At 53.6% G+C, this 11,686-nt stretch carries 11 protein-coding genes; 3 read left to right on the top strand and 8 right to left on the bottom strand.

Features of this window, described 5'->3' with window-relative positions:
- Positions 1-16: 16 nt before the first annotated feature.
- The 6 genes from G461_RS0116830 to G461_RS0116810 all read right to left on the bottom strand — a co-directional run bounded on the left by G461_RS0116830 (position 17) and on the right by G461_RS0116810 (position 3,025).
- Positions 17-406: an HIT family protein gene (locus tag G461_RS0116830; protein ID WP_026972714.1), complete on the bottom strand. Its 390-nt coding sequence runs from the start codon at positions 404-406 to the stop codon at positions 17-19.
- Between the two features lie 100 nt (positions 407-506).
- On the bottom strand, positions 507-704 hold the full coding sequence (locus tag G461_RS25970; RefSeq protein ID WP_084429321.1) for a DUF1289 domain-containing protein: 198 nt from the start codon (positions 702-704) through the stop codon (positions 507-509).
- Positions 705-766: 62 nt separating this feature from the next.
- Complete coding sequence (locus G461_RS0116825) at positions 767-1,117, bottom strand: GFA family protein (protein WP_035480479.1); 351 nt, start codon at positions 1,115-1,117, stop codon at positions 767-769.
- 61 nt (positions 1,118-1,178) lie between these two features.
- On the bottom strand, positions 1,179-1,592 hold the full coding sequence (locus G461_RS0116820) for a putative signal transducing protein (RefSeq protein ID WP_026972712.1): 414 nt from the start codon (positions 1,590-1,592) through the stop codon (positions 1,179-1,181).
- A gap of 501 nt (positions 1,593-2,093) precedes the next feature.
- On the bottom strand, positions 2,094-2,624 hold the full coding sequence (locus G461_RS0116815; RefSeq protein WP_026972711.1) for a GNAT family N-acetyltransferase: 531 nt from the start codon (positions 2,622-2,624) through the stop codon (positions 2,094-2,096).
- A gap of 107 nt (positions 2,625-2,731) precedes the next feature.
- Positions 2,732-3,025, bottom strand: a complete 294-nt coding sequence (locus tag G461_RS0116810) for a hypothetical protein (RefSeq protein WP_026972710.1) — start codon at positions 3,023-3,025, stop codon at positions 2,732-2,734.
- 160 nt (positions 3,026-3,185) lie between these two features.
- Between G461_RS0116810 and G461_RS0116805 the strand changes: the two genes are divergently transcribed.
- Positions 3,186-3,626: a DUF4399 domain-containing protein gene (locus G461_RS0116805; protein ID WP_026972709.1), complete on the top strand. Its 441-nt coding sequence runs from the start codon at positions 3,186-3,188 to the stop codon at positions 3,624-3,626.
- A gap of 266 nt (positions 3,627-3,892) precedes the next feature.
- Here the strand turns inward: G461_RS0116805 and G461_RS26170 are convergent, their stop codons facing one another.
- On the bottom strand, positions 3,893-5,122 hold the full coding sequence (locus G461_RS26170; RefSeq protein WP_157360350.1) for a cellulose binding domain-containing protein: 1,230 nt from the start codon (positions 5,120-5,122) through the stop codon (positions 3,893-3,895).
- Between the two features lie 492 nt (positions 5,123-5,614).
- On the opposite strand from G461_RS26170, the gene G461_RS0116795 reads away from it, so the two are divergent.
- Complete coding sequence (locus G461_RS0116795; protein ID WP_026972708.1) at positions 5,615-6,871, top strand: exonuclease SbcCD subunit D C-terminal domain-containing protein; 1,257 nt, start codon at positions 5,615-5,617, stop codon at positions 6,869-6,871.
- Positions 6,868-10,590, top strand: a complete 3,723-nt coding sequence (locus tag G461_RS0116790) for an AAA family ATPase (RefSeq protein ID WP_026972707.1) — start codon at positions 6,868-6,870, stop codon at positions 10,588-10,590. Before G461_RS0116795 ends, G461_RS0116790 begins: the two co-directional genes overlap by 4 nt.
- 134 nt (positions 10,591-10,724) lie before the next feature.
- Here G461_RS0116790 and galU read toward each other — a convergent pair whose 3' ends face one another.
- Positions 10,725-11,552, bottom strand: coding sequence for a UTP--glucose-1-phosphate uridylyltransferase GalU (gene galU, locus G461_RS0116785; protein ID WP_026972706.1), 828 nt, complete (start codon positions 11,550-11,552; stop codon positions 10,725-10,727).
- Positions 11,553-11,686 lie beyond the last annotated feature (134 nt).

The following is an 11,686-nucleotide window of genomic DNA, read 5'->3' as shown; positions in this document are numbered from 1 at the left end:
AGCAGCGACCATAGCATTACAATCCGGCCAACTTTTCGCGCAACATATCCGGGGACTGGAGTCCGTGTTCGTTGCTGGTCCAACCGAATCGGTCTCCATCAAAGCGCGGAAAGATATGCAGGTGGTAGTGGCCAAGGTCGTTAAATTTGCCATTGTTCTGAATAAACGTAATCCCCTGAGGGTTGAACTTGGCGGTAATCCGTTGGTACAAGTCTCGGGCTACCTGCTGGATTTCATCATGAATGGCAATGGGCAGGTCAATAAAGGACTCATAGCATTGGGTAGGGGCAATAAGGATGTGGCCGGAGTTGATGGGGTCATGATCGGCGAACGCAATCACATCATTGGATTCATACACAATCAATGCGTCGAGCTCTCGCGCGACGATCTTCTCAACTATGGTCAAAGTACTCTCCTTGTTAGTGGTAACGGGCCTCGTGTGGCATTGGGTTGAACTCTGCGGGCTATAGCAAAACGCTAAGCTCGATTGCCATTGGCCGCGCAGCTTAGAACTTACTGTTGCGCTGTGCTCTGCGCTGGGCGCAGTTTATTAAAACCGCTCGCTTTTCATCTGCGGATGAAGCCGACCATCCGACGATCTCATCAATACTACGAAAACACCCTAAGCAAATATCTTGCTCATCTAGGCAGCAATTTCGCACACAGGGTGATTCGACGGTAGGTAGTTTTTGCTCAAGGCTCATCGTGTTAGATAACTCATCGTTGCGGTTAATCTCGCTTGCTGATATTCGCTATGGAACTCAGGCTAAAGCGAAGCACCATCAAACACTTGATAGGGCAGAGTGGTTGAATCGATACCCTCAAGGCAGCCAATATTCACCCTGTAATCACCGGGCTTACGCAAGGTTTGGTGGAAGGGGTAGATCCCGCAGCGATTGCAAAAGTGATGCTTGGCGACGCAACTGCCAAATTCGTAGGTCGAAAGCGCACCTGCAATCGCAGTAATGGTCAAGTCGTTTTGAGAGATCACATACTCCGTCATGGTCGCGCCTTTTCGGCGACAGATCGAGCAGTTGCACTTTAAGCCTGCGGTGATCTCTGGCCCTTCAAACTCGAATGTCACCGCCCCGCAGTGACAGCTTCCTTTATGCTGCATGATTCACTCCCTGTATGTCTCTAGGTACTAAAGCGCTAGCCGCTAATTCACCCGCGAATGGCTATGTTCGCCAAAAACACCCACAGTGTCGACAACGTAAGCCATGTTTGTAGAAGAACAAAGGAAAGCCCAGTAACAGGAACACCACAAATGCGGCTTTCTTCCCTTGGGTATAGGGCTCGATTTCGGTGGAGCCGCAGTCGGGGCAAGCATCTGCGGTGTCGGGATACTCTTCGGCCAATACCTCGCAAAGCGTGTCAGAGTTGTCCTGCTGCAAAAGTTCGATAGCGCGCTTGGCATGACCATTTGGCGCAAGCAGGCGCACACCTCCAATAGCGTTGGAGTACAGCCACTGCATGTTCACGGTATGCTCATCCGCCACAAAGGCCGGAACGCCTTCGCTTTCCAGCATACTTCTAGCGATATGCGCCTCATGGGGAAATGAGAACCTTGCAACAACGACTAACTGACTCATACAACTCTCCTTGAGATAGGAAAACTCGTGTTGGTAATACTTAAGTAAGCCAACACATTAATCATCACTGTTCTATGTGACTTGGCTTACCAATACGCGACCTAACAGATAGCACCAATCTTGCAACTATGGCCGGCGCCAAAATCATAGATGCGGTCTTAACTGACCACACGATAAGAAGACTATCTAAGTGGCTCGGCGCTGAGTAATCACCCGTAGGAAAGTAGAAAACAACCAACCATACGGGGAAGGTGCAAACAGCGGTGTGGAGTTCGAACTTATCGAATACGCCTTGTTGCTTTGCCTTTTTAGCACTCGCTACCAAACTTTAGATACTCACTATCAGCGAAACTGTGGCGACTATAAGTAGGGTGAAGCCAATGACTATTCCCACGATTTTTTCCTTTTGACACTATCTTACGCCGCTAGCATAGCAGCTTTGTAGTTCGTTGTTTTGTAATGATTTATTCTGGATATCTAAAGTGTAAAAGCCTAGTTAAATCATCTGGAGCTAGCCATTTCCCACTCTTGGCTATTCATCCGGTATATACGCACTGGCCGATTGTGAAACTCCAGCATTGTGTAACGCGTAAATCCTGCTTTTTCCGACACCCTGACAGAAGCGATGTGCTCTGGCTCGATGATTGCCACAATCGATTCACAGCCCTTGTGGCGAAACGCATACTCAAGAACACCATGTACAGCCTCTGTCGCCAAACCCTGATTCCAGAATTTCTGCGCTAGCCTATACCCAAGGTTGATCTCCTCTACACCCGCAATCAGTTCAGGCTCCACGCCACAGAAACCGACAAGCTCTCCAGTCTCTTTCTCGACCAATGCCCAAGGGCCGACACCCTGCGATGAGTAGCATGTTAAACACCAATCGATAAACGCTTTGGTAGCAGCCTCATCGCATACTCCGCGAACTGAATACTTCATTACCTCGGGGTCGCTTAGGATGGCAGTGAGGGCTGATAGGTCTTTATGAGACAGGGGCCTTACTAATAGTCTCTTGGTTTCGAACAACTGCATCGCATCCTTATTGATATTGAAGTTGGTAAAGTAGCAGTGAGAGAAGGGTATCACTAAAGCTAGTGAATCTAGCGGGTAGTCTTACTAACAAGTTTCTACCATGCGTTTTAGTGGTGGTGATGCTTATGCTTGCCAGCGATAAATGAGTGATAAGCATCAGGGAAGTATTTCTCGCACCAAACACTAAACTCTTCTGATGTTTCAATCTGACCACTTTCGATGCCAGTATCAAATGAAACAACTACTCCAGAGTTAACGGCAGAAAGAATTAGGAGCAATCGCTTCTCCAACCACTGCATTGGCGTAGCCGTGCCATAGACTTCAGCCTCAAGAAGTTTCTTGTAGCTTTCCTGTGATATTACGCCAGACAGTAGATCATTGTCTAAATCTTCAGTTTGCATCGGTATTTAGCACCTATTGACTTACTTCTCTGCTTAGGTGGAGTCAAAGTTTTACACCTCTCAGTCTATGTTATCGCAAGCAAACTCGCAGCCAGGTCCTCTCACCACTACCGTTTGATTTCATACTGCCAAACCACCAACAACCGATAAGGACGTGGCGATGAAATACCTGACAAGCAATCTGACGAACCTGTTCACTGTTTTTGCTCTAGTGCTTTTCCCTTTTATGGCTAACGCTGAAATCGAGCCCACGCCGTCTCCCGATGGTGCTCAGGTTTACTTCGTCACACCTAGTGATGGGGACACGGTAACTAGCCCTATTAAAGTGATCTTCGGTCTAAAGGGGATGGGGGTTGCACCGGCTGGTATCGAAGCCAGTAACACTGGGCATCACCACCTGATTGTGGATGCGCCCACGCCTGCGGCTGGAGCGCCGATCCCGGCTGATGCCAACCACCTGCACTTTGGTGGTGGGCAGACAGAGACTACTATCGAGCTGGCACCCGGCGAACACTCCTTGCAGTTGGTGTTGGGCGATTTCTTGCACCGCCCGCACGATAAGGCAGTGGTGTCGGAAGTGATTACCATCAACGTTGAGTGAGCCTTGGTTTATGTTGCTGTAGACTATTACTCGCTTGAATAATTAGGCTGGAGGGTAATCAGTTGGCAAGCTCGGCTCACTGCGTCGAGGTCTGAGAGCCAGTACGTAACGGAGTTAAGCCGTGCAAGGCGGCTTATCGTCGATGGTGCTGGTTGCAAGACCCAGCAAAATACAGGCTTAGCAATACTTATTTATCGCCAAGCCTGCCTATTCAAGCTGCATCACTCCTTGCTTGTATCGAATACTACCTTGCTAAGCCGCTACTTTTACTGGCTCACAACACTGCAACTAGGTGGCGCAAAGTCGCCTGCGTGGGTGCCTTGCATGCCAAACGACGTACTGCCTCCAACGGCTAGGTTTCCGTTGTGACTCACATTCTCTGCAGACATAGCTAAGCCATCGGCTAACACTGTAACTTGGCTGCTCCACGCGTTGGATAGTTGAACGGCATAGGGGTAGGTAAGCTCCACCTTCCAGCCCGAAACCGGTGCTTGGCTGTTATTGGTAATGGTGGCGTTAACAACGAAGCCGCTGTTCCATGCATCTGAGCTGTCAATCGTACAGCTTAGTTGGCCTGTTTCTACGCCGCCGTTGTCTCCACCACCGCTGCCATTGTCACCGCCGCCGCTACCATTATCGCCACCACCGTTGCCATTGTCGCCGCCCGTGTCGCCGCCGTTGCCATCATCGGCTGGAGCAAATATATGGTGTGGTAGTGCGCCTTCTAACAAGGCTGTCGGACAAGCCACTTCCTCGTACTCCAACATTGGGTTATCTGCCATCTCGAACCAATCAAGGTACCAATAACAGCCTTGTTTTAGGCTATCCATAGATGGGTCACTAAATACACTGTCGCAGCTATTACGCACACAAGACTTCAGTGCTTCGGTGTCGCTGTATCCAAGCTGACTTTGGCAAGATGTTAAGAAGCCGCCATACTGTGCGCCTAACTCATGGTCGCTCACGCCCCATTGGTTACTGCACGCGTTGAATGCGCCAACGCCACCACCCGGGATAAGCAAGTCAAACTGCCCGCCGTGCACGTCATAGCCAATGTTGGTAGCCATAACAATCATGGTTTTATTCGCGGCTTTTAGCGCTTGAGAGCCTGGCTCTAGATCGTTGTACTTGCCTTTTCCAGTGAATGTTAGCTGGTAGCATTTACCACAGATATCACCGCTAGCAGGGACTGCCGCATAACCGTAGGAAAGGGTATCGCTTATCCGTTTCGGTGCCATATCCCAGCAGGTAAATGCATCGCCGCCATTACAAGCGCTCGCAATGTCGGCATTATCGCCATTGTCTTGATTGTTGATATTGCAGGTTTTTACCGGCGTGATGGAGGTATTATCTGCCCAGCTACAATGTGGTTTACACCCATCCCAATAGCGGGTGGCGTAGCCTTCGGCGCTATGACCGGAGCCAGTGGCCAGGCTGCTTAGCAACACGATCACGGCAAACAAGTAACTTCGGGTCTTAAACGTGCTCTCCTTCATTTTGCTCTTCCTTATCGAGTAAGTAGTTACCTTCAGGTTTTCTCTCACGCAACCAGCGAACACACGAGAACAGCAGAAAACGAAATAAATGCTATATACAAAAAACTCAATAGTCATTTGTCGTTATCTCATTTATTGCTTTCAGATATGAAACAAGCGCATAGGTATCATTGCTAGTAAGCCGCTTAAGAATGAAGAAGCTGACTAGGCACTATGTCGGTGCGTGGATTATTGGCCCTCCAAGCTTGAGCTGCGTTTCTCTATGATCAGGTTGTGATGTTGAGGCTGCCTATGATTCCATAAGGTGTAGGCTCGCTCTCTATCTACACTTTGCTACTTACCTCTACCAATCACTTCTCAGTATTTCTGCTCGCAAAATAGACCAAATGAGCAAGATTAAGCCGCAGCTCTCACCGCCTTATCCCCGCTCTTTGAGAAGCCCTGTTTAGCGCGTAAACTAGGGCCATCTTCGCGAGTATCTGTAGTAAGTTCATGAAAATTCTTCACACAGCAGATTGGCATTTAGGCCACCAACTGCATGGTTACAGCCGCTATGCAGAGCATCAGTATTTTCTCGATTGGCTGTTAGAGCAGATTGAGCAGCATCAAGTGGATGCACTGCTTATTAGTGGCGATATTTTCGACACCGCCAACCCCTCAGCGACTAGCTGGCAGCAGCTGTATGGCTTTTTAGGCCAGTTGGCTAAGCAAAGCCCCGGTTGTCAGGTGGTGGTGGCTGCCGGTAACCACGACTCTCCAAGCAAACTGAATGCGCCACAGCATCTGCTTACCCATTTCGACCTGCATTTTATTGGCTCGGTGCCGTATAACGATGACGGGCATCCGGAGCTAAACCGTTTGTTGCTACCGCTGAAAAAGCGCGATGGCGAGCTGAAGGGCTGGGTGCTGGCAGTGCCATTCTTGCGTAGCAGCGATCTGCGGTTGGATGGCGAGATTGCCGATTCTCAACAGCGCTGGCAAAGCGCGATTAGCGAGGTCTATAAAGGGCTAGGCGAGCTGGCGCAATCGCTGCTACAACCCGAGCATTGTCTGGTCAGCATGGGCCACGGCCATGTCACCGGCGGGCAGATCTCCGAGCTGAGTGAGCGGCATGTGCAGATCGGCGGCCAGCATGCGTTGCCACTGACCATCTTCCCTGAGCGCAGTGACTATGTGGCGCTGGGGCATCTGCATTTGGCCCAACAAATCAAAGTACGTGAAGGCGAGCTGGGCGAGGTGCACTACAGCGGTTCGCCCTTAGCCTTATCGATGAGCGAGCGTCGCTATCGTCATCAGCTCAAGCTGTTGAGCTGGAGGGAGGGCGAGTTCGAGGTCGAGAGCTTGGAGACGCCCAAGCTTTGTCAGATGCTGGTGGTGCCTGAAAAGCCCGCTGGGCTTGAGCAGGTATTGGCTGAGCTTAATGCGCTACCGACGCTTGACGCGCCCTTTGAGCAGCGTCCGTTTTTGGAGGTGCGGGTTAAGCTTGACCAACCACAAACCCAGCTGCGCGAAAAAGTGTTGGCCGCCATCTATGACAAGGGGCTGAGGCTTGCCAAGATCAGCATTTCTTATCCTGAGAAAGAGGCAGAGCAACACTTTGCCAAAGCAGGAGAGCAGTTGAGTAACCTAAAGCCTGAGCAGGTGTTTGAGCTGTGCCATCAGCAGCGTTTTGAGGGTAAGCCCTCCGAGGCGCTTAGCCGCGCTTTTAGCGAGGTGATGGAGCAGGTGTATGCGGAGGGCGAGCGATGAAGATCCTGGCAATCCGTGGCGAGAACATCGCCAGTTTGGCCCAGCCTTTTGCGGTGGAGTTCGAGCAAAGCCCGCTTAAAAATCAGGGCCTGATCGCCATTACCGGTAAGACCGGGGCGGGTAAGAGTAGCCTGCTCGACACCATGTGCTTGGCGCTGTTTGAACAAGTGCCGCGTTTTAGTGGACGCGAGCGCAGCGTTGAGGTGGGCAGCGAGAGTGAAGCGCAAAAGCTCAAAGCCAACGATGTACGCCACCTGATCAGCCGTGGCAAAAGCGGTGGCTTGGCGGAAGTGGATTTTGTCGGTGTCGATGGCAAAAGCTACCGGGTGCGCTGGTCGGCGCGGCGGGCGCGCAATCAGGTCACCGGGCGCTGGCAACAATCAACCCGCGAGCTGGTGGATCTGAGCTCCAACCAAGTCAGCTCTGCCACCAAGCGTGAGTTTCAAGAACAGGTCGACGCCTTAGTCGGTCTCGATTACGAGCAGTTTCGCCGGGCAGTTGTACTGCCGCAGGGCGAGTTCTCCGCGTTTTTGAAAGCCCCGGAAGAGCAGCGCTCGGCACTATTAGAGCGTATGACCGGCACCGAGCTGTACAGCCAAATCTCCCAGCAGGTCTATGAGAACGCCAAGGGCAAGTTGCAGGCCTGTCAGGATCTGGAACGCCAGCTCGGCGGCACCGAACTGCTCGATGAGCAGCAGCGGGCAGAGCTGGAGGAGCAGCAAAGCGCGTTACAAGCGCAGATGCAAAAGCTCGAGCTGGCGCTCTCTCAGCAGCAAACTTACAACCGCGGCTTACAGCAGCTCGATGGCCTGCAAAACGCACTGAATCAGAACAGCGTCGAGCAGCAACAACTCCAACAGCAGCAAGCCGATAACCTCGCCTTGGAGCAAAAGCTTGATCGCCTGCAGCAGCTTGCGCCACTGCGTGGTAATGCCGAGCAGCGCAATGAACGCCAGCAGGCACTGGAGCGCTATCAGCAGCGCCAAGTCGAACTGGCCGAGCAACAGCAGCAGCTCAGCGCGCAAGCCCAGCAGTTGCAGGCGCAGCAAAGCGAGCAGGCCAAGGCCTTAGAGAGCTGGCAACAACAGCAACAGCAGCAAGAGCCGCTTATCGAACAGGCGCTGAGCCTGGAAGCCAGCATTCGTGAACGGCACAAGCAGTTGAGCGAACTGCAACAGCAACATCAGAAGGGGCTGCATGGCTTGCAGCAGTTACAGGTTCGCAGCGAGCAGCATCAGCAGGCTATCAGCCAGTTAGAGCAGCGCCAGCAGCAGATTCAAAGCTGGCAGGCTCAGCATCAGGGCTTGGCGGTATTGGCCCAACAGCCCGGTCAGTTGGAGCAGCTGATCATCAGCGCGGTTGAGCAGCTTGAACAACGCGACCAGCTACATAGCAAGCGTCAGCTCAGTGAGCAGGCCCAGCGGCAACGCCAGGGCGAGCTTAATCATGTCCAGCGCGCTGAGGTGGACGTGGCGCAAAAGTTGGCCGAACTTAAGCCGCAGCTACAAGCAGTGGATGAACAAGAGCTGGAGCAGTTACAGCTGCATTACCAAAGCGTCGAGCAGCAGCGTCAGCAACTTAACGATAGCTTGTCAGTCAAGCAGCAATGGGCCCAGTGTCTGGAGCAGCGCCAGCAGTGTAGCGAGCAGCAGCAAGGCCTAGCGCAGGCCGAGCAACAGGCCCAGCAGCAACTTAGCGTCTGTCATGACGCGTTGGAGCAGCTAAACACCCAATTGAAAGAGGCCGAGCTAGCCTACAGCAATGCCCGTTCGGTGCTCGATCTCAGCCATTATCGTCGCGAGCTGGCCGATGGTGAAGCCTGCCCACTGTGTGGCAGTGAGCACCATCCCTATGCGACGCAGCAGCCAGCGGTGCAGGATATTTTGCAGCAGCTTACCCAGCGCGGCGAGCAACTGCGCCGCGAACAGCATCGCAAACTGGCCGAATTTGGCGAGTTGCAGCAAAGCCAGCAATATCTAGCGCAGCAGGCCCAGCAGCTTGCCCAGCAACAGCAGCAGCTTGGCGCGGTGATCGCCCAACTGCAGCAGTGGGCTCAGGCGCAGCCCTTAGCCTTGGCAGAAGATGCCGAACAGGCGCTGAGTGACTACCAGCAGCAGGCCGAGCAGCTGCAGCAGCTCAGCAACGAGCAGCAGCAACGCTATCAACAAATCGTGCAATTCCAGCAGCGCCAGCAACAGCAACATCACTTGCAGCATCAGCTGAGCCAGCTCGAGGCGATGCAGGCCGATATTGAACAAGGCAAGCAGCTGGCCAAGCAGGCGATGGAGCAGCTCAGCCAGCAACTGGATGAGTTAGATAGCCGCCTGCAGCAAAGCGATAAGCAACTGGCCCAGCAAAGTGAGCAACTCGACAGTGCGCTGGCGCCGCATAGCTGGCAGCAGTGGCTGGCCCAGGGTGGAGTGGGGCACTGCATCGAGCAGGCGCGCTATCTGGAAAGCGAATATCGCTCGGCCCAGCAGCATCTGGATGCGGCAGCAGAACAGCTGGAGCAGCAGCGTTTAGCCCAGCAGAAGGTGCAGGTGGAGCTGGAAAGCGAGCAACAACATGCCCAGCAGCGCTGCGAGCAGCTCGAACAGTTGGAGCAAAGCTACCAGCAAGACACGGCCGAGCGAGGGAAGTTGCTTGACGGCCTGCCGGTTGCCCAGTGGAAGCAAGCCCAGCAGCAGCGTGGCCAGCAATTGGCAGAGCAAAAGCAGCAGCTCGATAACCAAGCCCTGCACTTGGCCAAGCAGCAAACCTCGGTGGAGAGCGAGCTGCAGCATGTGCAGGCCGAGAGCGAGCAAGCCCAGCAACAGCTCGCTCAGCTGCAAGATGACTTTGCCAAACACTGCGCCGAGATGGCGGTGGAAGTCGATGAGGCGCAGGCGCTGCTCAGTCATAGCCCGCAGCAGCTGCAAGCCTGGCAACAGCAAGTGCAACAGTTCCAGCAGCGGGTTACCGAGCTGGCATCGCAGCAGGCTACTTTGAGTGAGCAACATCGCCAAGGATTGGCGCAGGTCGAGCAGCAACTGGCCGAGTTGGAAGCGCAGGCCAAGGCCTTTGGCTTGACACACAGCGGCCAGTTTGGCGAGCACAAGCAAGCCTTGGAGGAGCAGATTTACCAACTGCGTAGTCAGCTGGAACGCGACCAACTGGCCCAGCAACAGGCCAGCGAGCTGAGCGCTAAGCTGCAGGCGGCCCGAGACGAGCACGAGGTATGGGGGCAACTCAATGAGCTGATTGGCTCGGCCTCCGGCGCCAAGTTCCGCACCTTCGCCCAGCAGCTCACCTTAGAGAACCTGCTGGCCGAGGCCAACAGCCAGCTCAAGCAGATCGCGCCGCGTTATCTTTTGCAGCGGGTGCCCGAATCGCAGCTGGCCTTGCAGGTGATTGACCGGGATATGGGCGATGAAGTGCGCTCCATCTCCAGCCTCAGTGGCGGTGAGACCTTCCTAGTATCGCTGGCTTTGGCCCTGGCCTTATCGGGCTTGAGTGCCAGCAACTTGAAGATCCAGTCGCTGTTTATCGATGAGGGCTTTGGCTCGCTCGACCCAGAGAGTCTGGATGTGGCCTTGGCGTGCTTGGATAGCCTGCAGGCCAGTGGCCGCCAGGTGACGCTGATCTCCCACGTGCAAGCCTTGGTAGAGCGGATTGCCGCTAAGATCCGCTTGCGGCCGCAAGGCGCTGGGCGCAGTGAGTTGGAGGTGGAGCTGAGCTAGCCAAAACGCGGTTGAGAACAGCTAAAAGAATAGCTAAAAAAGGGGCCAGCAAACGCTGGCCCGAAAAGAAAAGGAATGACTATTAAGGTATTACACTTACAATTGCGTCTTGCATTTCCGATGACAGTTACGCCTTACTTCTTGGCGTAAATGTTCTCGAAACAGTAGTTGGTCGCCTCGACAAAGCCTTCTACGCTACCGCAGTCGAAACGCTTCCCTTTGAACTTGTAGGCCATTACGCAGCCGTGTTGAGCTTGCTGCAATAGCGCGTCGGTTAGCTGGATCTCGCCGTTTTTACCCGGAGGGGTCTCGCGCAAAATGCTGAAGATATCTGGGGTGAGGATGTAGCGGCCAATCACCGCCAGGTTGGATGGTTCTTCACCCGGCGCAGGTTTCTCCACCATCGAGGTGACCCGGAATAGGTCATCGCGTAGCGCTTCGCCTTCGATAACCCCGTATTTGTGGGCTTCTTCCTTGGGCACTTCCATCACTGCCACAATCGAGCAGCGGAACTGCTCATACAGCTTGGTCATCTGCGCCAATACTTCATCGCCCTCGCCAAAACACAAGTCATCGGCCAGTACTACGCCAAAGGCCTCTTGGCCAATCAGGGTTTCGCCGCACAAGATGGCGTGGCCGAGGCCCATCATCTTCTTTTGGCGGGTGAAGGTGCAGTTGATGCTGTCGATCAGTTTGCGGATCTCGGTCAGGTAGGCTTCCTTGCTGCTGCCGGCAATCTCTTTCTCTAGCTCATAGCTGATGTCGAAGTGGTCGGCGATGGCGCGCTTACCACGGCCGGTAATAAAGGCCATATCCTTCATGCCAGCGGCTACCGCTTCTTCCACCCCATATTGCACCAGAGGCTTGTTCACGATGGGCAGCATCTCTTTGGGCATTGACTTGGTCGCCGGGAGAAAGCGGGTGCCGTAACCGGCAACGGGGAACAGACATTTGTGAATCATGGTCATATGACATCCTTGTGAGTTAAAGCGAATCCTGCGAACACCTGTTGTGTGTACCTGCGTTCTTTTTAACCAGTCTTTAAACTTTCATTAGCAAATCTTTCTGTTGGGAAAGGCAGAGCAAAAGCAGTGCC

Source organism: Aliagarivorans marinus DSM 23064, from assembly GCF_000429485.1.
Classification (GTDB): domain Bacteria; phylum Pseudomonadota; class Gammaproteobacteria; order Enterobacterales; family Celerinatantimonadaceae; genus Aliagarivorans; species Aliagarivorans marinus.
This window is presented reverse-complemented; position numbering and strand designations above follow the sequence as displayed.

Coding starts and splice junctions, on each gene's coding strand:
- G461_RS25970 (WP_084429321.1), bottom strand. CDS start 704: ATGAGCCTTGAGCAAAAACTACCTACCGTCGAATCACCCTGTGTGCGA.
- G461_RS0116825 (WP_035480479.1), bottom strand. CDS start 1,117: ATGCAGCATAAAGGAAGCTGTCACTGCGGGGCGGTGACATTCGAGTTT.
- G461_RS0116820 (WP_026972712.1), bottom strand. CDS start 1,592: ATGAGTCAGTTAGTCGTTGTTGCAAGGTTCTCATTTCCCCATGAGGCG.
- G461_RS0116815 (WP_026972711.1), bottom strand. CDS start 2,624: ATGCAGTTGTTCGAAACCAAGAGACTATTAGTAAGGCCCCTGTCTCAT.
- G461_RS0116810 (WP_026972710.1), bottom strand. CDS start 3,025: ATGCAAACTGAAGATTTAGACAATGATCTACTGTCTGGCGTAATATCA.
- G461_RS0116805 (WP_026972709.1), top strand. CDS start 3,186: ATGAAATACCTGACAAGCAATCTGACGAACCTGTTCACTGTTTTTGCT.
- G461_RS26170 (WP_157360350.1), bottom strand. CDS start 5,122: ATGAAGGAGAGCACGTTTAAGACCCGAAGTTACTTGTTTGCCGTGATC.
- G461_RS0116795 (WP_026972708.1), top strand. CDS start 5,615: ATGAAAATTCTTCACACAGCAGATTGGCATTTAGGCCACCAACTGCAT.
- G461_RS0116790 (WP_026972707.1), top strand. CDS start 6,868: ATGAAGATCCTGGCAATCCGTGGCGAGAACATCGCCAGTTTGGCCCAG.
- galU (WP_026972706.1), bottom strand. CDS start 11,552: ATGATTCACAAATGTCTGTTCCCCGTTGCCGGTTACGGCACCCGCTTT.